At 48.9% G+C, this 23,994-nt stretch carries 20 protein-coding genes; 13 read left to right on the plus strand and 7 right to left on the minus strand.

Features of this window, described 5'->3' with window-relative positions:
- The first annotated feature begins 1 nt into the window (after position 1).
- Positions 2-1,621: an ArnT family glycosyltransferase gene (locus AC1S5B_RS01650; RefSeq protein WP_482033982.1), complete on the plus strand. Its 1,620-nt coding sequence runs from the start codon at positions 2-4 to the stop codon at positions 1,619-1,621.
- A 23-nt stretch (positions 1,622-1,644) separates the two neighbouring features.
- Here the strand turns inward: AC1S5B_RS01650 and AC1S5B_RS01655 are convergent, their stop codons facing one another.
- Positions 1,645-3,153 (minus strand): ArnT family glycosyltransferase, encoded by a 1,509-nt coding sequence (locus AC1S5B_RS01655; protein ID WP_482033983.1) that lies wholly within the window; start codon positions 3,151-3,153, stop codon positions 1,645-1,647.
- Positions 3,154-3,340: 187 nt separating this feature from the next.
- Here AC1S5B_RS01655 and AC1S5B_RS01660 point away from each other — a divergent pair, with 187 nt between their 5' ends.
- The 4 genes from AC1S5B_RS01660 to AC1S5B_RS01675 all read left to right on the plus strand — a co-directional run bounded on the left by AC1S5B_RS01660 (position 3,341) and on the right by AC1S5B_RS01675 (position 7,332).
- A complete protein-coding gene (locus AC1S5B_RS01660; RefSeq protein WP_482033984.1) occupies positions 3,341-4,627 on the plus strand; it encodes a serpin family protein in 1,287 nt (428 codons plus the stop codon).
- Positions 4,628-4,719: 92 nt separating this feature from the next.
- A complete protein-coding gene (locus tag AC1S5B_RS01665) occupies positions 4,720-5,955 on the plus strand; it encodes an acyl-CoA dehydrogenase family protein (protein ID WP_482033985.1) in 1,236 nt (411 codons plus the stop codon).
- Complete coding sequence (locus AC1S5B_RS01670) at positions 5,939-6,730, plus strand: PIG-L deacetylase family protein (protein ID WP_482033986.1); 792 nt, start codon at positions 5,939-5,941, stop codon at positions 6,728-6,730. Before AC1S5B_RS01665 ends, AC1S5B_RS01670 begins: the two co-directional genes overlap by 17 nt.
- Entirely contained in the window at positions 6,730-7,332 is a 603-nt protein-coding gene (locus AC1S5B_RS01675; RefSeq protein ID WP_482033987.1) for a class I SAM-dependent methyltransferase, read from the plus strand. The genes AC1S5B_RS01670 and AC1S5B_RS01675 overlap by 1 nt, the downstream gene beginning before the upstream one ends.
- Here AC1S5B_RS01675 and AC1S5B_RS01680 read toward each other — a convergent pair.
- Positions 7,322-8,569, minus strand: a complete 1,248-nt coding sequence (locus tag AC1S5B_RS01680; RefSeq protein ID WP_482033988.1) for a glycosyltransferase family 2 protein — start codon at positions 8,567-8,569, stop codon at positions 7,322-7,324. The genes AC1S5B_RS01675 and AC1S5B_RS01680 overlap by 11 nt on opposite strands.
- A gap of 285 nt (positions 8,570-8,854) precedes the next feature.
- Between AC1S5B_RS01680 and AC1S5B_RS01685 the strand changes: the two genes are divergently transcribed.
- Together AC1S5B_RS01685 and AC1S5B_RS01690 are read left to right on the plus strand one after the other, a co-directional pair.
- Positions 8,855-9,217, plus strand: a complete 363-nt coding sequence (locus tag AC1S5B_RS01685; RefSeq protein ID WP_482033989.1) for a rhodanese-like domain-containing protein — start codon at positions 8,855-8,857, stop codon at positions 9,215-9,217.
- A gap of 45 nt (positions 9,218-9,262) precedes the next feature.
- A complete protein-coding gene (locus tag AC1S5B_RS01690) occupies positions 9,263-9,994 on the plus strand; it encodes a TIGR04283 family arsenosugar biosynthesis glycosyltransferase (protein ID WP_482033990.1) in 732 nt (243 codons plus the stop codon).
- Here the strand turns inward: AC1S5B_RS01690 and AC1S5B_RS01695 are convergent.
- The 4 genes from AC1S5B_RS01695 to AC1S5B_RS01710 form a co-directional block, all read right to left on the minus strand.
- Positions 9,976-10,707, minus strand: coding sequence for a DUF547 domain-containing protein (locus tag AC1S5B_RS01695; protein WP_482033991.1), 732 nt, complete (start codon positions 10,705-10,707; stop codon positions 9,976-9,978). The two genes, AC1S5B_RS01690 and AC1S5B_RS01695, sit on opposite strands and share 19 nt — an antisense overlap.
- Before the next feature lie 46 nt (positions 10,708-10,753).
- On the minus strand, positions 10,754-12,028 hold the full coding sequence (locus AC1S5B_RS01700) for a glycosyltransferase family 4 protein (RefSeq protein WP_482033992.1): 1,275 nt from the start codon (positions 12,026-12,028) through the stop codon (positions 10,754-10,756).
- A 1,117-nt stretch (positions 12,029-13,145) separates the two neighbouring features.
- Positions 13,146-14,117, minus strand: coding sequence for a solanesyl diphosphate synthase (sds, locus tag AC1S5B_RS01705; protein WP_482033993.1), 972 nt, complete (start codon positions 14,115-14,117; stop codon positions 13,146-13,148).
- Between the two features lie 98 nt (positions 14,118-14,215).
- Positions 14,216-14,722, minus strand: a complete 507-nt coding sequence (locus AC1S5B_RS01710; RefSeq protein ID WP_482033994.1) for an SAM-dependent methyltransferase — start codon at positions 14,720-14,722, stop codon at positions 14,216-14,218.
- 109 nt (positions 14,723-14,831) lie between these two features.
- On the opposite strand from AC1S5B_RS01710, the gene AC1S5B_RS01715 reads away from it, so the two are divergent.
- The 3 genes from AC1S5B_RS01715 to AC1S5B_RS01725 all read left to right on the plus strand — a co-directional run bounded on the left by AC1S5B_RS01715 (position 14,832) and on the right by AC1S5B_RS01725 (position 20,470).
- A complete protein-coding gene (locus AC1S5B_RS01715) occupies positions 14,832-15,092 on the plus strand; it encodes a hypothetical protein (RefSeq protein ID WP_482033995.1) in 261 nt (86 codons plus the stop codon).
- A gap of 49 nt (positions 15,093-15,141) precedes the next feature.
- Positions 15,142-15,573: a helix-turn-helix domain-containing protein gene (locus tag AC1S5B_RS01720; protein ID WP_482033996.1), complete on the plus strand. Its 432-nt coding sequence runs from the start codon at positions 15,142-15,144 to the stop codon at positions 15,571-15,573.
- Positions 15,574-15,718: 145 nt separating this feature from the next.
- Positions 15,719-20,470, plus strand: coding sequence for a translocation/assembly module TamB domain-containing protein (locus tag AC1S5B_RS01725; protein ID WP_482033997.1), 4,752 nt, complete (start codon positions 15,719-15,721; stop codon positions 20,468-20,470).
- Between the two features lie 119 nt (positions 20,471-20,589).
- On the opposite strand, the gene AC1S5B_RS01730 is transcribed toward AC1S5B_RS01725, so the two are convergent.
- A complete protein-coding gene (locus tag AC1S5B_RS01730; protein ID WP_482033998.1) occupies positions 20,590-22,233 on the minus strand; it encodes a DUF6930 domain-containing protein in 1,644 nt (547 codons plus the stop codon).
- A 249-nt stretch (positions 22,234-22,482) separates the two neighbouring features.
- Here AC1S5B_RS01730 and AC1S5B_RS01735 point away from each other — a divergent pair, with 249 nt between their 5' ends.
- From AC1S5B_RS01735 to AC1S5B_RS01745, 3 genes are all read left to right on the plus strand, one after another.
- Positions 22,483-22,839, plus strand: coding sequence for a HesB/IscA family protein (locus tag AC1S5B_RS01735; protein ID WP_458647489.1), 357 nt, complete (start codon positions 22,483-22,485; stop codon positions 22,837-22,839).
- Between the two features lie 78 nt (positions 22,840-22,917).
- Entirely contained in the window at positions 22,918-23,337 is a 420-nt protein-coding gene (locus tag AC1S5B_RS01740) for a tetratricopeptide repeat protein (RefSeq protein ID WP_482033999.1), read from the plus strand.
- Between the two features lie 97 nt (positions 23,338-23,434).
- Positions 23,435-23,956: a DUF2518 family protein gene (locus AC1S5B_RS01745; protein WP_482034000.1), complete on the plus strand. Its 522-nt coding sequence runs from the start codon at positions 23,435-23,437 to the stop codon at positions 23,954-23,956.
- Positions 23,957-23,994 lie beyond the last annotated feature (38 nt).

The following is a 23,994-nucleotide window of genomic DNA, read 5'->3' on the forward strand; positions in this document are numbered from 1 at the left end:
GGTGAGACGTTTGTTTGCAAAGCATCGAATTGATTGGACGTGGGCGATCGCGCTTTGGCTGGCAGCCCTGCTTCTTTTCATGGTGGGCTTGGGGAATGTGCCCTTGCGCGATTGGGATGAAGGCATTGTGGCGCAGGTGGCAAAGGATATTTGGCGATCGCAAACAAATCCCACCGAGGCGACTGCTTTCACCTGGCTTTACCCCACCCTGGGCAATGTGCCCTATCAAAACAAACCGACCTTGATTCATTGGTTGATTGCTCAGTGCTATGCGATCGCCGGGGTGAATGAATGGACGGCGCGGTTTCCGGGCGCATTCCTCACGTCTTTATCGATCCCGCTATTGTATTGGATTGGACGAGAACTGTTTCTTAAGCGAACTCCAGCGATTTTCTCAGCGCTGATCCTCCTCGTGCTGCTCCCCTTTGTGCGCCACGGACGACTTGCCATGCTGGATGGAGCGCTGGTTAGCTTTTCTCTGATCATGTTTTATTCCCTGCTGCGGATGCGACGTGATTTGCGTTGGGGATTGGGCGTTGGTGCTGGGATTGGGCTGATGTGCCTGACAAAAGGAATGGTGGGCATATTACTGGGGGCGATCGCCCTGCTGTTTATTCTGTGGGATACGCCGCGCCTGCTGACATCTGGCTATCTATGGGGCAGTCTCGCTTTGGGCATTGCGCCTTTCATCGCATGGTATTGGGCGCAATTGCAACGATATGGCACTGTCTTTTTAGATACCCATTTGGTTAATCAATCCCTTAGCCGCGTTTGGAATGCGGTGGAAAATAACAGTGGGCCTCCCTGGTATTACCTGCTAGAACTGTTGAAATATGGGCTACCCTGGCTAATCTTTCTACCCCAGGGTTTCCGGCTCGCCTGGGACCATCGCGGCTTAGGGTGGGCAAAGCTGGTATTGGTGTGGGCGGGGGGTTATTTGCTGACGATCTCACTGATGCAAACCAAACTACCCTGGTATATTCTGCCGCTGTATCCGGCTCTGGCGCTGGTGGGCGGGGTGGTGCTTGCCACCATTTGGGAACCGGAAGATGTGTTTGGTATTCGTTGGTTATCCGATCGCCCCTATCCTAAAGTGTGGAAAATCTTGCTGGGCATCCTGGCGATCGCCGCCGCTGCCCTCAGCGTTTACTTTAGCCCGATCGGATTGGCTCCGACTCCCACGCTTGCCATTCTGGGGATGATGCTGACTATTACCCTCACCGCTGCTACCGTGCTGGCAATCCGCCAAGATTCTCAATTTATCCTAGTGCTGATTTGGGGCAGCTATGTTTCTTTGTTAATGCTGATGGTGTCGCCCTATTGGGTGTGGGAACTCCAAGAGCAATATCCGGTTAAACCGGTGGCGTTGATGCTGCAACAGCATACTCCTGTGGGTGAACCTATCATCACCTCCTATCCCTATAGCCGTCCTTCACTCAACTTCTATAGCGATCGCTGGGTGAGTCCCATCGCTATAGACGCGATCTCCCAACGTTGGCAGCAAAATCCGCCGCCCTATCTACTTACCGATCAACCCACTCTAGACCAGTTAAATTTAAAGTCACTTCAACAAATCGCCGCGATCGACTATTGGATCTTAGTTAAACGCATCCCCAAATAGCAAGGTTTTGAATTCGCCATTCGTCATTCGCCACTCGTCATTTTTCCTTGAAAGCCATAGCCTTTGATCAGGTAGTAAGTTTTGAGCGATCGCCCAAATCGAGTGATGGGAATGGCGATCGGCTCTGAAGTGCGTTCAAACTGCGCCAATAGTTTCGGGTCAGCGGGATGCCAATCATCCGTTAGAATCACTGCATTTTTGCCCGTGAGCAAATCGGGCTTGTACCAAACATCAAACTGATCAATGCGATCAGAAATAGCCGTCACAGTGGGATCATCCAACTCGTAAGCTAATGCCGATGCTGATCGATAGTCAGTCGTGACTAAAAAGGATTCTCCGAGTTCTTGCTGCTGAATTTTCACGGCTTTCCCCACGGCCTCCCAACCAAATAGCATTTGCGAATCAGGATCACCGCTGGGGTCGGCAAAGGCAGAGAGGGGAATCAGGCTGTAGTGAACCACGAGCAGCGTGGCGAAGAGTAAGCCGTAGAGTTGACCCGCAGTGAATAGCTTGGGAGTTCGGAGTTTCGAGTTCGGAGCTTGGGGTTCGGGATGCTTTAGAAAAACGGGGGGGAGGAGGGGAAATAGGAGCAGATAGGCGGTGATGTTCCAGTAGTAAAGGGCGGTGGAAAAAAGGGCGATCGCGGTTAAGGAAACGGTCGAAATAGCAAAAATCCACAGCGCTACCGTGCGATAGAGTGTGTCAGAACGAATCTGGGGGCTTGGCTGACGAATGGCTTTCACCATCGCCCAGACGTTAATCGGGGACACCATCAAGATTGAAAACAGCAGAAAACTGAGCGGCTGCGACCACTTAAGCTGAAAGCCCACGCCAGAATCCACGCTGCGAGTGGCATAGTAGCGAAAAGACTGAAAATCATTGCTGAAATTCCACAGCACGATTGGCAAAAGAACGCTAAGAGTAATCAAGATAGCAATGTAGAAGCGGCGATCGCACAACAGCGATCTCAAAGGTGGCAGCGTTAGTATCGTAGCTACAAATCCTGCGCCCACAAACACAGCATTATACTTACACAAAAAAGCTAAGCCCAGTAAAAAAGCTGAGCCATAAAGCAATAAAGCATCTCCTTTTTTATCTATAAGATAGCTATCTAAAAATCGAATAAAAAGATAGGCAGAATTTAAGCAAAATGTAATTAACCAATGATCTTGCCAAGCTAAATTAAAAAATAAGAAATATAACGGCGATGCAAGGATTAAGACTGTCATTATCCAGAAATAATCACTTGCCCACTTGCCATAGAGATATTTTGAAATCTGATAATAACAATAGAAAAAAGCGATATTGCTTAATAAATTGGGTAATCGCAACACAAAAAAAGATTGACCCAAAACTGTTGTAAAGATACCCTGAATCCACGCATGAAAAGGCGGATGATCGTAGTAAGACAAGGCTGGATGCTTTCCCCACAGCCAGTAATAGGCTTCATCTGGGTTGGGAAAGGTGACCAACCAGAACACCACTCGTAATATTAGAAAGGCAACGAGAAAAGGGAGAACTCGTTTTAGCATGAGGCAGGAAGGGACGTGGAAGAGAATTAAGGAATAGCGTACAAGATTCTGATCTCTTCTTATCAAAACGGCATGATTGGTTGCTGGAACTGTAACAGAACCCAGTCGTCAGGCTAAACATGGCAGGCTGGATCAGTAAAAAGTAAATGATGGGCTATGAAGTGGGGAGCAAGAGATGGGAACACGAATGAATCAAACAATTGGTGTGGTGCTGATGGGCAGTTTGATGATGGGCGGCTTAGTCAGTTTAGTCAAAGTTATGCCGTTTCAGACTGCGATCGCATCGACAGTCGCAACCCAGCCTCAGTCCACCCCTCCCAAATCTCGTAGAGTTGCCCAGACTATGACCGTCAGCCCAAAATTGATCAATGCCAACACTCGCTTTGGCTTTAAGCTATTTTCTGCCGTGACAAAGCAAGATGCTGGCAAGAATGTATTCATTTCGCCGTCGAGTGTGGCGATCGCCCTAGCAATGGCATACAACGGCGCAAACGGAGAAACTCAGCAGGCGATGGCGCGAGCAATGGAACTGCAAGGCATGAGCTTGCAAGCGCTAAACCAGGCAAATTCTAGCTTAAAAACGATGCTGGCAAACCCTGACCCGGATGTGCAATTGGCGATCGCTAACTCCCTCTGGACTCGGCAAGGCATTGCGTTCAAGCCAGAATTCCTTCAGCGCAACCGCCAGTTCTATCAAGCAAAAGTGAGTGAATTAGATTTTGGCAATCCGCGATCGGTGGCGACTATCAACAACTGGGTCAGCCAAAATACAAGCGGCAAAATTGATACCATCATCGACAGCATTGATCACAACGATGTCATGTTTTTGATCAATGCCATCTATTTCAAAGGCAATTGGTCACGCAAATTTGATCCACAGCAAACGTCCCTCCAAACTTTTCAACTACTCAACAATCAGCCAAAAAAACATCCCATGATGGCTCAGAACGGTGAGTATCGCTATTATGAAACCAGCCAATTTCAAGCAGTCAGACTGCCCTATGGCACTAATCAGCGGGTTAGCTTTTATCTATTCTTGCCCCAATCTTCCTCCAACCTTGCCGAGTTTCAAAAGACCTTAACGGCGGAAAACTGGGAGCAGTGGATGGCTCAGTTCCGCCAACGCCAAGGATCGATCCAAGTGCCGCGTTTTAAGCTGGAGTATGATGTGGATCTGAAAAGCGCCCTTTCCCAATTGGGTATGGCAGAAGCCTTTAGCAATCGCGCCAACTTTTCGGGGTTGAGCCTTGTGCCTACCAAAATTGACGAGGTGAAGCATAAAACCTTTGTGGAAGTGAATGAAGCAGGCACGGAAGCCGCCGCCGTGACCTCCATTGGCATTCGGGCAACCTCTGCCAGACCCATAGAAGAGCCTTTTCGCATGGTGGTCGATCGCCCCTTCTTTTGTGCCATCCGCGATGATCAGACTGGAACACTATTATTTATGGGTGCCATCTCCAATCCAAAAATCTAGTTCAAGGCAGTTAGAAGCTACCAGAAGATAGAGGGTTTTTGAATGAAATTAGTGCAATATCTCTTAATAGCCGTTGAGAGAGATTCTAAAAGGTGGCACCTATTACAGCTAATCCTTTGGTTAATGTAGCGTATCGACATACTACTTTGCAGACTGCTGATATCCTTGCTCGTGCGACTGAAATTGCTGATTTTTGCGCTAATAATGCGGCGGAGATCGATCGCAATGGTGCGTTTCCGATCGCAGAATTTGAGCAAATTGCCAAAGCGGATTTATTGGCAGCACCGCTACAGGCTAAGTTTGGTGGAGTGGGTTTAGGCATTGATGCAGACGCAACGCATGAACTGCTGATGTTGCTTAAACAAATAGGACGCGGTAATTTGGCAGTCGGGCGCATTTACGAGGGACATATCAACGCGCTTCAAATCATTCAGACCTTTGGCACACCCGCGCAAATAGAAGCTTATGCCAGTGATGCCCGCGATCGCCATAAAATCTTTGGGGTGTGGAATGCGGAAGCAAAAGACGGCGTTAAAGTTCACAGGCTAGAGAGTGGACGATATCGCCTGGAAGGTTCAAAAACGTTTTGCTCTGGTTCTGGCTTTGTAGAGCGTCCGTTTGTAAATGGTGCGTTACCCGATGGCAGTTGCCAGATGTGTATTGTGCCTATGGAAGAGGTAGCAACGGTCAGCGATCCGGCTTGGTGGCAACCCTCTGGAATGCGCGCAACTGCCAGCTTCAAAGTAGATTTTAGCGGTGTTGAATTGGATGCCATGTCGCTGATTGGCAAGCCGGGAGACTACTTCCGACAACCGTGGCTGACCGCTGGTGTCATTCGCTTTGCCGCTGTGCAGTTAGGTGGAGCAGAAGCATTATTCAACGCCACCCGCGAGTATTTGCAGAGCTTGAATCGAACCAGTGATCCTTACCAACAGCACCGATTGGGACGCATGGCGATCGCCCTTGAAAGCGGCAATCTTTGGCTACGAGGAGCGGCAGATCAGATCAAAGCCTATGCGCCTATTTTTGGTGGCGATCCAACCCAATCTTCTGAACAAGCAGATCAACTGGTTGCTTATGCCAATATGGTGCGAACCGCGATCGAGCAGATTTGCATGGAGATGATCCAATTGTGTGAGCGATCGGTGGGAACTCGTGGCTTGCTCCCGCCCCATCCCATGGAGCGGATTATCCGAGATTTAAGCTTATATCTGCGTCAACCTGTCTTTGATGGAGCGCTTGCCACCGTAGGGCAATATGCGCTGTCTCAGGAAGTACCTGCAAGTCGCCTATGGTTGGATGAATTTCCTAATGAATCTCCTAAATGATCAACCGATGAACCTTATAGCGAATAGCCAATTCTCTTTTTCCAATCCAACCCTGTTGCCATTGCGATCAGCGAGTTCGATCGCAACCCATTCGGTTTTAGTGGTCGCTCCTCACCCCGATGATGAAACCTTGGGCTGTGGGGGCGCGATCGCGCTGCTTCGGGCGTTGGGTTGTGCTGTTCAGGTTTTAGTGATGAGTGATGGAACCCTTTCCCATCCTCGCTCAGTCAAGTATCCGGCTCCTCGCTTACGAATCTTGCGAGAAGCGGAAACGCTTGAAGCCTTGGCTGTTTTAGGTCTGGAGAAGTCAAAAACCAGCTTTTTACGATTGCAAGATGGCTCCATTTCAAACCTGAAATCTCTCAGAATTCGAGAGGCTGTGGGGCGTTGCAGCAAGTTTTTAAGTACATCAATGCCCTCAACAATTTTTTTGCCGTGGAGATTCGACCCTCACCCCGATCATCGAGCCACTTGGCAACTGATTCACAGGGCTTTGGCAGATTTAGAACACGTTGATAAGACCTATTCGCCGCGCTTGATTGAATACCCAATTTGGGATTGGGACCCCGTGCAGCGAGGAGAGTTGGCAGATGATCGGGTGATTGGCTGGCGACTGGATATCAGCACGGTGTTGGAGGTAAAGCGAACCGCGATCGCCGCCTATCGTTCTCAAACAACGGATTTGATTGATGATGATCCAGAAGGCTTTCTGCTCACACCTGAGATGCTGGCAAACTTCGCTCAACCCTGGGAACTATATTTGGAGGAACTGTGATGGACTTGCCCTTGAAACAAACCCTCACGCCTGACTATTTCGATGCGCTTTACACCACTGACCCTGATCCTTGGAAGTTTGAAACCAGTGAATATGAAGCCCAGAAATATACAGCAACCCTTGCTGCTTTATCGGAACATCCATATCGATCAGCGCTGGAAATTGGCACGTCCATTGGGGTTTTAACCAAAATGCTGGCTGAGCGTTGCACTTCTCTCTTATCAATTGATGTTTCAGAAATTGCTCAGCAGCAGGCGATCGCCCGGTGTCAGTCTTTATCGAACGTCCGCTTTCAATTGATGGCTGTTCCAGAGGTTTATCCTGACGAGCAGTTTGACCTGACAGTGCTTTCAGAAGTGGGCTATTACTGGTGTCGAGAAGATCTCGAAAAAGCACAGCAGTTGATGTTGCGGCATCTTGAACCGGGTGGACATCTCCTATTGGTGCATTGGACACCCTATGACGATGATTATCACAATCCATTGAGTGGCGATCAGGTTCATGAATCGTTTCTGGCATTGCCTAAATCGCAACTCAAGCATTTAAAGGGCGATCGCGCCGATCAATATCGACTTGATTTATTTGAACGAGTCAATGAATAGTCTGTTTAGTAGTGTGTGTCCGTCTTTGCTGCTGTCGGATGGGTTCTAGCAGTAGCCGCAAATCATCAATTGCCTGTTCAATTTTGCCCAAAGACCAGCGCTGTTGCCAAATTCCTTCCTGCTCTTGTCGGTGTTCGATCTGCTCAGCCAACTCACCAAAAAATTGAGCCTGTATTACCTTATCCAGCACCCAATCGGCTGCAATCCCTAGCCTACTGGCAGGCAATGCGACATCTTTGAGCGTGGGTTCATATCCATCATGCACCTGTTGCCAGAGCGATCGCAGTTCTCGACGGGCTTTTAAGCGAGTCGTGATGGCGGCGGCTGACTCCACTAAAAAGGGCTGTTTTTCTTCTCCCATGGCTGTCCATTGGCTCAACTGATCTGCCAAACCGTGTTGAGCGCGTCCCACTTGTCGGGCGGAAGTCGTTACCCGCACGAATGGGCTGTGGCGAAAGCTTGCATCTATCCGCATCAGCGATCGATACAGTGCAACATCCTCCGCCGTCCTAACCAATGGGATTCCACCCGCACGTCCATAGGCTTCGGCGGTCACGGCTAAACTTGCGCCATAGTGCTGAAAGTGACGGGGGCACGCAACGGATGGATTGGGATCTAGATAAGCTTCCAGTTCAGCCACTAAAAATCGATATCCCACTTCCCGTAGATGACAAGCTCTTGCATAAGGAGTCAGAGCAGCGCGATCGCGGCGATCTGTAACAATTCGTCCTCCAACAGCATCCGCACCATTCGCAATCTCATGTAGAATTGCTGCAACCCAGTTAGGCGCAACGCAGGTATCTCCATCGGTCGAGGCAATGACACCCCGATTGCAACCAATGGACGTCAAACGGTTGTATGCTTCGTCCATTAACCGCCTTCTCACCCAGCCAATGTGAGCATCAGCGGCAGGAAGGGTTTTCTCAACAACATGCAACACCAGATCAGGATGTTCTCTGGCAAATCGAGCGGCGATCGCGGCGGAATCATCCTCGCAGTTGTTCGCTAACAAAATCACTTCATAGCGCTTTGGGTCAAACGAGTTGCTTGCTAAATCAAGTTGGTTTGCCAACGCAGTCAATGTGCTTTTTAATATCTCCGATTCATTTCGTACTGGAACCACTACACACACCTCGCATTGAGGAAGTGGAGGCGTGGAAATTAAAGAATCAGATCCAACTTTGGGAAGCCAATGAACCGATGGAGCCGCGATCGCTTTCAGACAGGCAACCTTCATAGGGCAACCTGCTGCTCGTTCAAATGCACTGAATGATCACAGTCCAAATACATGATTGCAATCTCTTGATCTTGTGTAATCAAGACCATTGTGAATGGCTGTACTACAAACAGAATCTATCCCTTGATAGAATTGTGGCGTTGCATAATGAAAGAGAGTTGAAGCTAATTTTGGTGCAATACAATGGGGTGGATTGGGCGATCGCTGATGTTCGATTTACTCAAAAGATATATTCGACTCAGATTTCCGCTCATCCCCCAAATGACGACAATAGAATTTGCTCAGATGGAAAATTCTAGCGAACTGTATCCACTTGTTTTAGATGTTAGAAGCAAGCAGGAGTATGAAGTTAGCCATCTTGTAAAAGCAAAACAAGTTGATATCAACTCTGACTTGATCAACCAAGCGCTAAAACAGTCAATCAATCAGGCGATCATCGTTTACTGTTCAGTTGGCTATCGAAGTGCAAAAGCGGCTCAACAGCTTAAAAAAGCTGGATTTAATCAAGTGTTCAATCTAGAGGGTGGGTTATTTCAATGGGCAAATGAAAATCGACCCTTATCCCATTTAGGAAACCCGACTCAACGGATTCACCCCTACAATGCAGTGTGGAGAATCCTACTCGAAAGGGGCGATCGCGCTGACTAACTTGATGATCACTCACCCGATAATCAAATATCCAGGGAATGCCAGATGTTTCAGGTTTCAATCATCATTCCCACACTCAACGAAGCCAGCAGCCTCGGACGCACCTTGCGGCAACTGACCGTGCTTGATCCACCGCCGGTTGAGGTATTGGTTGTAGATGGAGGCAGCCAAGATGAAACTGTTGCGATCGCTCAATTGGCGGGGGTGCAAGTGTTGATGTGCGATCGCAGCGGACGCTCGGTTCAAATGAATTACGCAGCAAAATTAGCGCGGGGTAATGTTCTCTGCTTTCTCCATGCCGATACTCAGGTTCCCGATGATCTAATCGCCGTGATTGAGAAAACCTTAGCCGATCACACTATTGCCTGTGGCGGTTTTATTTCTCTAATGACCGGAGCCAAAACAACCCGCTGGGGAATTTCACTGCACAACTACCTCAAAACCTACTATGCGCCGCTGCTGTTTAGACCCCATTTATTCTTTAAAGGATTACGTCTCTTATTTGGCGATCAAGCCATGTTTTGCCGTCGATCTGACTTTTGGACTGGTGGTGGTTTCAATGAGGCGCTGCCGATTTTGGAGGACGGGGATTTGTGTTTACGGTTGGTGAAAAAAGGGCGAATTCGTCAGGTGAACCGAATTGTGCAAAGCTCCGATCGCCGGGTTGCTTATTGGGGAGCCTGGAAAGCAACCGCCATCTATTTATATATCGGCTGTTTATGGGGAGTTGGAGTATCTGCGGATTATTTGAAGCGGTTTTATGAAGATGTCCGCTGATTCAAGCTCCAATCATAGTGGAGGTAAGTGATTGGAGTTGAGGCTGTTAAAGGCAAGTCTCGCCGATAGGTGGAAATATAGTCTGGAATTGAACCTGCGGCTTGTCGAAAATCTTGGCGATACCACTTAAAGATCTTGCTGCAATAGAGTGTTTCAGTTTGATCGTCGTAGCGCACTTTGTCGGGATTGCTGATAAAACGATGAGCATCTTTTTCTAATTGATCTTCTACGAGATCGGCTGTGTAGGCTTCATTACGGAGCAATGGGCACCCAATAGAAGCACAGACGATCGCAAAATGAATCCGTGGATCATTGAAGTGATCGCGCAGTATATCGTTCTCAATTTGAGTAAGACTATAGGTTTGATTTGAAACTCGATAGACTCGACGCTGGAAAAATCGCAGAAAGCTGAACCAATTGGGAATGCCCAAAACCACAGGTCGGATTGACGCGATCGGGTATCGTTCTAAAATCGTGGAAATTGTGAATGCATTGTAGAGATTAATCCAGAGCGGTAGTGCTTCATCAGGCAGATTGGGGTTCAAATCTAGCGGTGCCAAACTTGCTAACCAATTCACTAGCGTTTCGGGATGCTGGCTCCAAGACCGATAGTCTACTCGTCCCTGCGCGTCCACATATTGGCGCAACAAACTGTCCCATATCGAAAAATCAATCACTTTCACACTCCGCCCAAAGGCACGATCGCGGTTCACTTTGGAAACCGCGATCGTGCTTTTTAATTGATTGCTCCTTTGACTCTTAAGCGCTAACAGCAGACAGTTCCGCTTTTTTAGCCGATTGCTTGGCTAGATGTAAATAAAGCTGACTCAGTTGATTAGCCACTCCATCCCAGCTAAATTTCTCTTCTACATGCAGCCGCGCTTGTTGTCCTAATTGAGCTTGCCATTCAGGATTAGCGAGGATGCGATCAATAGCGGTTGCAAATGCCGCGTCATCTTTAGGCGCTGCCAATAGCCCAGTTTCTTGCGATCGCACCGTAAACTGCAACCCACCCACATCGCTCGCCACAACCGGAATCCGACACGCCATCGCCTCGATCGCCACTAAGCCAAACGGCTCATAGTGACTGGGAACCACGCTCACATCTGCTGCGCCATAATAGATTGGCAAAATTGAGGGATTGAGGCGACCGGGAAATTCAGTGATTTCAGTCAGTCCTAACTCAGCCACAATGCCTTCAATCCGTTCTCGCTCATAGCCATCGCTTTGACCCGGACGGCTGCCACCGCCAATAATCAACCGCAGTTTGCCACTATCGCGCAGGCTAGAGCGACCCATTGCCCGAACAAGCGTCTCAATCCCTTTACGAGGATCAAATCGCCCCACGTAAAGTACCACTTTTTCATCGGGGGCAATGCCTAAAGTTTGTCGTGCATCTTGGCGGGAAACAGAACCAAAATGGCTGATATCAGTGCCACAGGGAATAATGTCAATCTTGCCTTTGCCAGACACGAGCGATCGCATGTGTTCCTTTTCCTGCGGACTAGTTGCCACAACTCTCTCGGCAGTTTCCAAAAGCGTTTTTTCTACGTCTAGTCGCGTTGTTGCAACAATAGGAACCGTTGGAATCGACTGATATTTGACCGCGCCTAGCGAATGGTAAGTATGAACTTGAGGGATCTCTAGAACCTTTTTCAGTTGCATTCCCACCCAAGAAGATAGCCAGTAATTAGTGTGTAAAACACGATATTGCATCCCACACTGACGCTGAAACTTCAAAAATCCCTGCACAAATGTTGGCAAATACTCAAATAATTCATCGCGAGGAATAAAGGTTTGCGGACCTGCTGTAATGCGAATGGTGCGGCAGCGATCGTTATGTTGAACAATGGGATCTTGGTTAGGATCAGCCCGCCGTGTAAACATATCAACCTGCCAGCCTTGCCGCGATAAAGCCTCACCCACCTGACGGACATATACATTTTGACCGCCCGCTTCTTCCTTACCAATCTCAGCAGAGGGATCTCCATGAACTGAGATTAGAGCAATGCACTTTTGGTTTTGGAAAAACATAGTTCTATTGATTAGAGCAACACTGAATGGATTGAAAGTAACTGCATTTTCTACAAAAAGTAGTGATTCCTCTCACACCTACCAATGTTTCTTGGGTTAGGTAAAACCTAATTATGGTTCGTTTATCATTCAGAAGATCTAACCAGAGACGTATTTATCAACTGCAAGGCTCATATTTAACCTATTCATCTCCCTGGAGAAACAAACTGAAAAGCCTTAACAATACACGAAAGAAGTGATTTATTAAGGGGAATAAAATGTACGCATTCCGTGTAAATAAACCGATCTAAAACTATCGTCCTGCCATGGTATTAGATACTAAGGAATATCGATTGATAGCAGATGAATCAAGATCCTCTAGAACGTTAAACAACTCTACAAAATAGAGGAGTGAGGAATGAGTCGAGTTAAGGGACTAAAGCTAGGATCGAAAAGTCAAGGTTCTTAGCCCATATCAGCCTTACGGCAGAACTGTATTATTGGTAACAGCCTTAACAACGGATAGGTTGAATGGGGTTAAGAGAATCTAGTCAAGATGAACTGAATTACGATGTTCAAAACTTTAACACAACTTATTGAAAAGATGGCATGGTATGGAAGCAGTCAAAACTACCCAACTGCTTTTTTAAATGCAGCAGAGGTATCTTTTAGTTCTTCAATTGAGAAATATTAGAAATTTCTAATTTGCAGGAAAAGTGCTGATAAAAAAGGCGATCGCTCATCTTAGCTCTATTTTCCTACACGGGTTTTCGCCGAGAAAAATTTTAGTAATGTAAATAAAAGAACTGTTAAGGAAGAATCCAACTATAAGAAAATCGTATTTGTTTTTTCAATGAAATAAGTCTTGCTTATTAAAGCAATGGGCTAACCTGCTTAGGCTAATTGTCACTTAAGCTACAGCCTTCAAAAGTTGGGAAGCGCTTTGAACAAGGGGCTTAAGCCCCTTGTTCATGAGACTTAGACGCATATCAGCTTACTATTATGCGTAAGGCTCGACTTTGCATTTAGCTTGGCGCTGTTCGGCTAAGGAACTTCGCTACAGCTTTGACTGCATAGAGCAACCTGTTGAGGGTTGAGTGCCGCCAGAAGCAATGGCTATTAGACTTTGAACCCCGAATTAATAGAGGCGACTTAAAACATAGTCTGCGAGCTTTACTAAGACTTGACGAGAGGCGGAAGGGGGTAATTCCTTCAGGCACTCGATCGCGCTTTTAGAATGTTGTTTGGCAAGGACGCGCGATCGCTCAATTCCTTGGCTATCTTTCACAAACGCGATCGCCTGCTCCAAATCTCCGGGTTGAGCAAACTCTCGTTCAATCAACACCTCTAAAGATGGCTTTTCTTCCAAGGCATATAGCACTGGTGCCGTCAAAATACCATCTTTCAGATCGGAGCCAATCGGTTTTCCTAGCTCTTCCATAGACCCTGTGAAATCGAAAATATCATCCACGATTTGAAAAGCCAGACCAATATGACGACCATAGCCATAGAGGGATTCAGTCAAGTCTGGGGAAGCATCGCTGAGAACTGCCGCCGCCTTAGAACTGTTGGCAAGCAAGCTTGCTGTTTTGTAATAGCTTTTCTCCAAGTAAGCATCGATCGATAAGTTGGTAGAAAAGCGATTTAAGCCCTGCTGGATCTCACCTTCTGCTAAATCCATGATCACTTGAGAAAGCAGTTTGACCACTTCCAAATTATCTAGATTTGCTAAATACCAAGAAGATTGAGCAAATAAGAAATCTCCAGCTAGGACGGCAATCCGGTTGCCAAAACTGCTGTGAACCGTGGATACTCCACGACGAAGATCGGATTCATCCACCACATCATCATGAACCAAACTAGCGGTATGAATCATTTCGGTGATTTCAGCTAGCCGCCGATGGCGAGGAGTTAGCTCATGTTTTGGCATAGTTGCCTTCGACACTAACAGCACGATCGCAGGTCTAACGCGCTTCCCCTTTGCGCCAAAGAGATGTTCTGCGGCGGCATACAAGATCGGGTGACGGGCACCAATTAGGTTTTTGAGATTTTCCGTGAGTAGATCAAGGTCATCTTCAACGGGAGAAAAAAGAGAAGTGGCTGGAGTCATGAATGTCCGACTCTGAGGATAAGTTACGAAACTTTAAGTAATCTGTCCTTATTTTACTCACAACACCCTCCTATTTACGCATCCCCCCCTCGAAAGATTCAAAACTGATCCCTTACGGATGGGTTAAAGGGCATTATCCAGTAGTAAAGGGTGGCAATTTCATCAGCTTCTATAGGAATTTGAATCACTTTTTCTGGAGTCCAGTCGCCCATATCAAAATCGTGCGATACAATCCGCGTCCCTGGTTTAAGCTGTCGGAACAAGTGGGGTTTAAGTTTTAAGTTGAGATGAGTCAAAAGATAGAGAATCACAATGGTTGCAGAGCTAAAGTCACTTTCATATAAATTTTGGTGACGAAAGCTGACGCGATCGCCCACGCCCGCCGCGATCGCCTGAGTCGTTGCCTCCTGAATGCGATCAGGGTCTACATCAATGCCAACTCCTGTCGCCCCAAACCGCTGAGCCGCCGCGATTAAGATGCGCCCATCCCCACAGCCCAAATCGTAAATCACATCTTGGGGAGTCGCTTGGAGCAGGTCAAGCATCCCCTCTAGCACGACGATTGGGGTGGGAATGAAGCCAATATCGGGTTTATGTTGCGTCATTTTATCTAGAAAAAAGCCGAAATGTTTTCACAGCAGATCTCGTTTCATCCGGACTATTTCAAGAAAACCAGATAAATGAAACATACTTTGCACTGATCTAGATACTGCCATGAAGCCTGAGTCGATTTCCCCCATTTTCTCAGCAACCGCGATCGCCCTAGGAGTCACCGCTGTTTTCAGCCAACCCAGTCAAGCCGCCAATTATGATGCCGATTATGATGATGGCTCTTCTTGGTCTTACAGCTACGATGACTCGTCCTACAGCGATCGCCGGCTCCAACTTCCCGACCTCGATCGCGCCTATCGCAGTGATGCCCCCACCTACCACTACGCCTACTACTCAATCGCCCGCCCAGAATATCTTCTTTAAAAAGAATTCTTTCTTCTACCCCCTGACCCCTGACCCCTGATGATGAGGAATGCCACCCAAAGCAGAACTCCACACTCACCTAACGGTTGATGAGCTAAAAACCCGCTATCGCCAAGCAGAGGATATTTCGGAAGCGCGTCGATGGCAACTGCTTCATTTGGTTGCCCAAGATTGGACGATCAAACGGGCGGCTCAAGCCGTAGATTTGAATTATGACTATGCCAAAGACATCATCCGGCGATATAACCACGCTGGACCGGATGCTATCAAAAACCGCCAGCAACGACAGCACTCTTCCGCGCGATCGCTGTTGACCGATGAGCAACAGCAAGAACTCCAGCAACTTCTGCGGGAACCTGCCCCCGATGGCGGGAATTGGTCGGGACCAAAGGTCGCTCGGTGGATTGCTGAAAAAACTGGGCGATCGCATGTGTGGCCCCAGCGGGGTTGGGATTACTTGAAACGGCTAGGGAAAAATTAAGAAAGAAAAGAGAAAAAAGAAGAAAGAAGAAAAAAGCGAGAAGAGAGCCGATTGGTAGACTGTCTAAATTAAACTTGACTGTGGCGCAAGAACCAGTAGTGTAGACGGTATATTTTTAGCAAACCCGTCTTCTAAGCCCCAGGAAATGACTCATTCGCCAAATTCAGAAAATACCCCCACACCGCCACCGCCGCTGCCTCCGTCTCGATTTCGCCGTTTTCGTCGGATTGCTTTGCCCCTTGGAATTGGGCTGGCAGCAGGGTTGGGGGGTGCCACTTGGTGGGGCTGGAGGTTTCTGCACGAGGAACTCTCGCCACTGGTTGCTAAAAATTTGAGCGAAGCGTTGAATCGTCCGGTGAAGGTGGGCGAGTTGGAAGGGCTTACTTTCAACGGCATCCGGTTTGGCAAGTCTAGCGTTCCACCCACAGCAACCGATCGCGATAGTGCTGAAATAAAAGCTGTGGGCGTTAAGTTCAATCTATGGCAATCACTATGGAGCCGCAAACTTGAACTAGATGTGACGTTGGAGCAGCCTAAGGTTTTCTTGGAGCAGGAAAAGCAAGGCTGGATTGGCACTCAACTGGCAAGTGAGCAAGAAGAGGGCATGATTGCCTTGGGCACCATCCGATTGCAGGATGGCGATATTGAACTACTGCCGCTTAAGCCCTTTAGAAACAAGCGCGTTCCCGTTTTTCTGACGGATGTTAACGGCAACGCCAGTATTTTTGATCAGAACAAGCGGTTTGTGTATGAGTTAGATGGGCGATCGCAAACAGGAGGCACCGTGGCGATCGCGGGTGAAACCGTGTTGCCCTCCCAAAAAACTAAGCTCAACGTCCGCGCCAAAAATTTTGAACTGGCAGAAGTCGATCGCTTGATTGGGCTACCGTTCAACCTATATACCGGGCGCGGCGGCGGCAACCTGACTGTTGAACTTCGCCCGGACACAAAAGATACGCCAATTAATGGAGTTGCTGAGTTTGAAGCCGCGTCCTTGGGCGTTCCGGCTGTGCCACGCCCGGTGACCAATGCCAGTGGGCGATTACAGTTCCGCGATACCCAAATTCGATTAGATGGGGTGAAAGGCACTTATGGCAAAGCGACGGGATTTGCCAATGGCACCTTAGATTTGAAGAAAGGCTTTGACTTGGCGATCAAAGTGCCATCTACGAGCCTGCCCGATCTGCTGCAAACCCTAAATCTTGCGGCTCCTGTGCCTGTCCTAGGGAAAGTCGAAACCAATTTGAAGCTCAGGGGCGCACCTGAAAAACCCGTTTTAACCGGAATTGCGCGCAGTACGGCTCCTGGCAAGGTTGATCGCATTCCCTTAAGCCAATACTCTGCCGCCTTCAAGCTGAATACGGCTACCGAAGAACTGGTGATTCAAGATGTCCGGGCAACGCCTATTGGTGGCGGACAAATCATCGGTTCTGGGCGGGTGAACTTGGCGACAAAAGATAGCGCTGGCAAGTCTAATCCCACTGTGGCGATTAGTGGGAGGGCGTTGAATGTCTCTGGAGACGCGATCGCCCAAGCTTATAGCGATCGCCCCGTGCCCATTACCGTGGGTCGAGTGAATGCCCAAGTGCAAGTCTCAGGACTCGCCAGTCAGATCAAAACGGTGGCGCAGTTCCAAGCGCCCAATGGCACCTATCCCGGCTTTGGAGAAGTCGTTGTTGCCAATGGTGTGATCACGTTACAAAATAGCTCATTCAAAGTGGCAGGCGGCACCGTTGCGCCCCAAGCGATCGTTGCGAATGGTCTTTGGCGTGGCTCCGCCGCTCTCGCAGGCATCGGGTTAGCTCAGTTTTCGCCTGAACTGCGCGGTTTGCTCAGCGGTAAATTTAATGCTTCTGGCACTCTGGCATCGTTTCAGCCCTCCGGTATTCGCGTTCAAGGAACTGCCCTGCTGTCTCAAGGGCTATCGGTCATTCAAGCACCATTGACGGCTCAAGTGCAGTGGGACGGCAGACAAATTATGTTGCAACAGGCAACGGCAACAGGCTTTAGCGCCAATGGGGTGATTGCAGTACGCACGGACAATCCCGCCATTACCGGGTTTGATCTGAATGTCAGCCTCAGCGATTTTAATCTGAAAGATGCCGCAGTGCCCGTTCCCGCAGCAGTTCAATATGCGGGGCGCGCCGACTTTACCGGGCGCATCACTGGAACCCCTACGGCTCCGATGGTGAATGGCACGGCGGCACTAAAACAGTTTGTGCTGAATGGTGTTGCCTTTGAACCCTATTTGCGAGGTCCCGTGCGGGTATCGCAAGGAGTAGCGCTGGATTTGCGGGGCGATCGCGATCGAATTGCCCTTGCCCTCGATCCTCGCTTTCGTCCTACTGGCTTTTACATTCAGCGAGATCAGGCGATCGCCCGTGGTCGCACCCAAAGCGGTCTATTGTTAACCGAATTGCGAAACGTGCCCCTTGCCCTAATTCAAATCCCCGGTGTGCAGTCAGAGTTTTCTCCTAGCGGTATTTTGGATGGCGACATTGCGATCAACTTAGACCGCCAAACCGCCAATGGCACCGTGGCGATCGCCCGACCCGGTTTAGGCGACTACCGAGCCGATCAATTCACCGGGCGGATTAACTACGCCAACAGCATCGCCACGCTCACCGAGGGGCAACTGCGTCGAGGCAACACCCTGCTTGCAATTGGCGCGACGGTCAAACCCTTTGCCGCCGATCCTCAAGCCACTGCCAAGATCGCGATTAACCAAGGCAATATTCAAGATGTCTTAACAGCCCTTCAGCTTTTTGAGTTGCAAGACTTTCAGCGGGACAGCCGCACCCCAATTTCTGGCACTGCGGCGGATTTGAAAACCGTTCCCTTTGATACGACTTTGGTTCCGATTCAAACCCAATTACGGCGGTTGGCAGAACTTCAAACCCTAGAAGCCCAGAATCAAGCGATCGCCGCTGCGGCTCCTTTACCAGAACTGCGCGATTTAAAAGGAATGTTTACGGGCACGATCGACGTAGCAGCTTCGCTCAATACTGGAGTTAACGCCAAGTTTAATATTCAAGGGGATCAGTTCAAATGGGGACGATTTAACGCGGATAAGATTGTGGCGATCGGCAGCTTTAACAATGGTGCCCTGACCCTGCTGCCCCTGCGATTGCAATCAGGAAATGCCACGATCGCGTTTTCTGGGCGAGTATTGGGCGATGAACAATCGGGTCAGCTACGAGTCGAAAATCTGCCCCTGGATATTCTGACGGGCTTTGTTGACCTGCCGATTGCCTCAGAAGGATTGCTGAACGGCTCTGCAACTATCTCTGGCAAATTCACCAATCCTCAAGCCTTGGGTTCCTTTAGCCTTGCCAATGGCGTGCTGAATGGAACTCCCGTTCAAGAAGCACGGGGCAATTTTACTTATAATGATGCGCGGCTCGACTTTACCACCACGGTGGCGATCGTTAAAACAGAACCTTTGGGCGTAACCGGCAGCTTACCCTTTCAGTTGCCCTTTGCCACGGTTGCCCCAGCGAGCGATCAAATCAGCCTTGATCTGAACGTGAAAGATGAAGGATTGGCGCTACTGAATGTGCTGACCAATCAAGTGAGTTGGATCAGCGGCAAGGGCGAAGTCAAAGTGAAAGTACGCGGCACCCTCGATAACCCGATCGCAACGGGTGTGGTTACAGTCAACAATGCCACCCTGCAAGCACGCGCCCTGCCCGATCCGCTGACTAATGTGACTGGAGTTGCCCGGTTTGACAGCGATCGCATTCGGGTCGAAAAAATCGTGGGCACCTTTAGTGAAGGCAGCGTCACCGCCCAAGGCGTGATTCCCCTGTCAAGACGACTCACGCCTCTAGATCCGGATTGGAACACGCCTTTAACGGTATCAATGAAGAAAATTGACCTCAACCTTAAAGGCATTTATCAAGGGGGAGTCGATGGGGAAGTGATTGTAGGTAGAACCGCATTGAACCCCACGCTCGGCGGTACTATTTTGCTCAGTAATGGTCAAGTAGCCCTCTCCGATCCGGCAGCAGTCGCCGCTCAAACCGGAGGCGATGCTGGCAATGCACCGGGTGTAGAATTTGCGGACTTGCAGTTGACTTTGGGCGATCGCGTTGCCATTGTTCAGCCACCCCTGCTCAACTTCATCGCCAGAGGAGACCTGACGGTAAACGGCAATTTCAACGAAATTCGTCCCGAAGGCGTAATCCGTCTCACGGCGGGACAACTCTACTTGTTCACCACCCAATTCTCCTTAGAGCGTGGCTTTGCCCAAACCGCAACCTTTACCCCCGCTCGCCAACTTGACCCCGAACTGAATATTCGCTTAGTGGCGCTGGTGGCTCAAGTCAACAATCGTCGGCAGCCATTGGTATTGGCACCCTCCGAGATTTTAGATGTGCCCACTCCGGTATCCAGCTTTGGGTCATTGCAAACCATTCGGGTTCGGGCAGAAGTGAATGGACCCTCTAGCCAATTAGCAGACATTCTAGAACTGACCAGTAGCCCACCTCGCAGTGAGGAAGAGATTGTGTCGTTGATTGGCGGCGGTTTTGTCGATACGTTTGGGCGCGGCGATACGCTGCTCGGAATTGCCAACCTGGCAGGGTCTACGCCTCTATTCACGAATGTTCAAACGGCGATCGGCAATGCCCTCGGACTCAGCGAATTTCGTCTGTTTCCCACTAGCACCACCGATGTAGGACGCGGGTCAGGCAAAACCAGCACCTTGGGGCTAGGCGCAGAAGCATCGCTGGATATTACCCCCACCATTTCAGTGAGTGTGCTGAAAGTATTAACGAATGATCAATTACCCCAACTTGGGTTGCGCTACCGGATTAACGATCGCCTCTTGTTCCGTAGCTCCACCGATTTTTCGGGCGATACCCGCGCTCAGCTTGAATATGAAGCAAGATTTTAAGAGGTACGAGGTACGGAGTGCGGAAAAAAAAGTACGGAGTGCGATGTACGGATGAGGAGTGTTCATATCTACGAACTCCAAACTCCGAACTCCGAACTCCAAACTCCCAACTTTTCCCCTCAAAACTCATCCATTGCAATGGTGAGTTGCAGCGTGCCTAAGCCCAAGTCGTTTGTTGAAATAGCACTAGCTTCAAAGAGCGCCATCATGTCCTTGAACTGCGGGTTACCCCGTGCAGCGCCCGTTAACCCTTTGGCAATAATCAGCCCACACACTCCTTTTGTTTTCTTGCAGCGCTGATCCCATTTTTTGCGAGCGGCGGCGTGGGTTGGATCGGTTTCACCAAACTCACCAAATAGATGCAAATCACCGTTGCCAGTTTGCAGCAGACCAATATCGTAGCGATCGCCGATTAAAGGATTTTCGCCTGGATTAAAACAAATGCCCTGCAAACCACCCGCCGCTTGTATCGCTTCAATCAGCGTTTTTGCTTTGGGGCGCGATGTTTGAATCATCACGACGGGCAACCCTTCTCCCCCCTGCGTCAACGCTTCGTTCGGTTGATAGTATGCCCCACCCATCCGCAGCATTTCTAGCACTTCCCACGGCATCATCCCCAAGCTGAGGAAAGAACTTTCAGGAATGAGATCATCTTGCACGATCGGAAAAGAGAGTTCAGAATCCTCGTCTCCTTCCTCCATCGCTAGGAGTTCGTTTGCCAAATCGGGCAGGGTTGTGACTTTGACCGAAATTTGGGTTGTTTTTGTATCGTCGGTTTCATCGGGAATCGAAATTTTATAGCTGCTACTAATGGGCGGAAAGGCATCATTCTTGAATTTTTGACGATGCTTCCCCAGAAATCGATGCAGCGCTTCTAAGCCTAACAATAGGGTTGCAGCTTCTTCGTTATATAAGAACGATCGCAACCCTTCTAAAGGATGCAAGTTGCCAAATACTGGCTCAACCTCATCGGATGATCGCTGCCGAAAATCGAGCGGGATGTCTTCCAAATCATCCTCGTCAGTTTCATAGGTAATGAATAAGCAATCTTGACCTAGGAAGGCAGCTTGCATTTCCTCGATCGAGCTTTGATCAATCGCCCGCTGCCGAAACTGCCTGAGTGAATCGAGCGAGCGATAAAACAAAGCACCAAACTCCATCCCTAACATGCCCATGACGGAAACATAGAGCGTTCCTACATCTCCATAATTGAGTTCAATCGCCAGAATTTGATGATCGGCAAGCACTTCCCATGGGGCATCATGCCAAACTTCATCGACTTTGGCGAGTAGAACCTCTTCGTAGTGGGGCGGCAGTTGGGGCTGACGAGTGCCGACGGTTTCTTGAAATCCCCGAAAAATTTCGTCAATTAACGGCAGTTCAGGCACGTAATCGAGCGTAATGTCGAGATCCTGTAGCACACCCCGCAAAAAAAACTGTAGTTCGCGATCGCGAACCACGATTTTTTTAGGTCGGGCAGGCATTCCCGGATTGTGAGGATGCTCCATCGCCCGAATCAGGGTTCGCACAACTGCTTCGGAACCCGTATCCGGCGTAACAATATCCATTGCTCTGACCATTCCTTGGGAGCCATCAACCCAGAGGATGCAGTCGCCATCGGTGGGATGACTACCAGTTTCCAGCCAATCTGAGCTTTGTGAGCCAACCAACTGGCGGCGATCGCCTTCCCATACGCTACCAGGGGTTTGTTTAAGCTGCTGTAGGCGACGACGGGTAGAACGATTGAGTGCATTCATAGACATTCACAAAGCGATAAAGGCGGCACTACCCATATTCAAAAGCAATGATTAAAATTATGCTTGATCATCGGGTAGATATTCATCTTACTGTGTAGAGTTTTTGCCACTACGACGGATTTTGCCAACCTTCAGCAATTGCTGACTAGAAAGCATCGGCTATCCCGACCTGATCTATCCTTGGTAGTATGGAAGATGAACCGAAAAAAATACTTGTGATTTACTGTTCGTAATTGCAAAGGAGTTTGAAAGCCAATGACCCAAGCGACACAATCTCAGCAACGCGGAATTTTAATGAGTGACTCAGCCCTGAGCCATGTTTTGGCGCTTCGTGAGAAGCAAGGAGTTGACCTGTGCCTGCGGGTTGGCGTGAGAGGCGGCGGCTGCTCTGGGATGTCTTACATGATGGATTTTGAAGATCCGGCAAATATCCAAGCAACGGATGAAGTGTATGATTACGAGGGCTTTAAGGTGGTCTGCGATCCAAAAAGCTTGCTGTATTTATATGGGATGCAGCTTGATTACAGCGATGCTTTGATTGGGGGCGGTTTCCAGTTCACGAATCCTAACGCTAACCAAACTTGCGGCTGTGGCAAGTCGTTTTCAGCTTAAAGTTAAGGGATTGATCGATCGCCCATTTTTAGGGATTGACTGATCGCCCATTTTTGATGATTTTTGCATTTTTCACCTATGACTCAGACTGTTGAAACTCTCTTTGATGAAGGACTGGAGCGGTATAAAGCGGGAGAAGCTCCTGAAGGTCTGATTCCAGTATTCAAAGAGGTCTGCGATCGCGCTCCTAAAACGAGTTCCGCTTGGACTTGTTTATCGTGGCTCTATCTATTGACCGAAAAACCTAGCAAAGCCTACGATGCGGCTCAAAAAGCAGTCAAACTCAATCCTCAAGATCCTCAAGCGCGGGTGAATCTAACCTTAGCCATGTTAGAAGCGGGCAAGAAGGGAGTGCGGGAACACATCGAACTGACTCAGCAAATTCTCATGGTTTCGGCTGAACTGCGAGAAGAAGTAGAACAGAACATTCAGGATGGGCTAGTTCGCAAGCCCGACTGGAAAAACTTGGAGCGGGTGAAAGCTTGGTTGTTTGACTAAGGTTTGCCTAAAGCTTGACATCGACGGCTTTGCGTCTAGATGTTTCGCTACATCTGGATGACTCAATATCAGATTTTTAGATTCTTGTGATGGCACTATGGCACTAACCGCTCAAATTACCGCGATCGCCCAGTGGGTTGGATACTTCACCATTTTTTGTGCTGTCTTGACGGTTCTCGGCTTGCTGCTTAAATGGGGCATCCGCTTTCGTTTGATCGGCATTACCAGTTTCATGGCAGTATTAACGGGCGGTTTATATGCCCTGAGTTTAGGCTTTTATATCCGCCCCTCTATTCCCCATGCGGTGCAGTTTTCTCGCGTGTTTGATAATGGTGGAACTACAGTCGTCATTGCCGTATCGCCCGACATAACCCCAACTCAGATAGAAGCCACTTTGCGACAGGCTGCCGCCGATTTATATTCTTCAGGGCGACTAGCTCAGGGGACTGATAAAATGACGATTCGGATACGGACGATTCTGCATCCAGAACCAGGTGTGTCGGTGCCGCTATATCTAGGTGAAGTGAAGCGATCGCTAGCTTCTCGTTACGATGAGCAAATGGAAATCTATCTCGATCCAGCGAAGCTTGCCCAGTTGCCTCAAGCGACTGCATCGTAAGCACCTATTTTTCTATCGTTTTTCCTTAAAAACTTGAC

Source organism: Leptolyngbya sp. CALU 1928 (assembly GCF_056784215.1).

Excerpts from the sequence above, each read along its gene's own strand:
- AC1S5B_RS01655 (WP_482033983.1), bottom strand. The coding sequence starts at position 3,153 with ATGCTAAAACGAGTTCTCCCTTTTCTCGTTGCCTTTCTAATATTACGA.
- AC1S5B_RS01660 (WP_482033984.1), top strand. The coding sequence starts at position 3,341 with ATGAATCAAACAATTGGTGTGGTGCTGATGGGCAGTTTGATGATGGGC.
- AC1S5B_RS01670 (WP_482033986.1), top strand. The coding sequence starts at position 5,939 with ATGAATCTCCTAAATGATCAACCGATGAACCTTATAGCGAATAGCCAA.
- AC1S5B_RS01675 (WP_482033987.1), top strand. The coding sequence starts at position 6,730 with ATGGACTTGCCCTTGAAACAAACCCTCACGCCTGACTATTTCGATGCG.
- AC1S5B_RS01680 (WP_482033988.1), bottom strand. The coding sequence starts at position 8,569 with ATGAAGGTTGCCTGTCTGAAAGCGATCGCGGCTCCATCGGTTCATTGG.
- AC1S5B_RS01685 (WP_482033989.1), top strand. The coding sequence starts at position 8,855 with ATGGAAAATTCTAGCGAACTGTATCCACTTGTTTTAGATGTTAGAAGC.
- AC1S5B_RS01690 (WP_482033990.1), top strand. The coding sequence starts at position 9,263 with ATGTTTCAGGTTTCAATCATCATTCCCACACTCAACGAAGCCAGCAGC.
- AC1S5B_RS01700 (WP_482033992.1), bottom strand. The coding sequence starts at position 12,028 with ATGTTTTTCCAAAACCAAAAGTGCATTGCTCTAATCTCAGTTCATGGA.
- sds (WP_482033993.1), bottom strand. The coding sequence starts at position 14,117 with ATGACTCCAGCCACTTCTCTTTTTTCTCCCGTTGAAGATGACCTTGAT.
- AC1S5B_RS01710 (WP_482033994.1), bottom strand. The coding sequence starts at position 14,722 with ATGACGCAACATAAACCCGATATTGGCTTCATTCCCACCCCAATCGTC.
- AC1S5B_RS01715 (WP_482033995.1), top strand. The coding sequence starts at position 14,832 with ATGAAGCCTGAGTCGATTTCCCCCATTTTCTCAGCAACCGCGATCGCC.
- AC1S5B_RS01720 (WP_482033996.1), top strand. The coding sequence starts at position 15,142 with ATGCCACCCAAAGCAGAACTCCACACTCACCTAACGGTTGATGAGCTA.
- AC1S5B_RS01725 (WP_482033997.1), top strand. The coding sequence starts at position 15,719 with ATGACTCATTCGCCAAATTCAGAAAATACCCCCACACCGCCACCGCCG.
- AC1S5B_RS01730 (WP_482033998.1), bottom strand. The coding sequence starts at position 22,233 with ATGTCTATGAATGCACTCAATCGTTCTACCCGTCGTCGCCTACAGCAG.
- AC1S5B_RS01735 (WP_458647489.1), top strand. The coding sequence starts at position 22,483 with ATGACCCAAGCGACACAATCTCAGCAACGCGGAATTTTAATGAGTGAC.
- AC1S5B_RS01740 (WP_482033999.1), top strand. The coding sequence starts at position 22,918 with ATGACTCAGACTGTTGAAACTCTCTTTGATGAAGGACTGGAGCGGTAT.
- AC1S5B_RS01745 (WP_482034000.1), top strand. The coding sequence starts at position 23,435 with ATGGCACTAACCGCTCAAATTACCGCGATCGCCCAGTGGGTTGGATAC.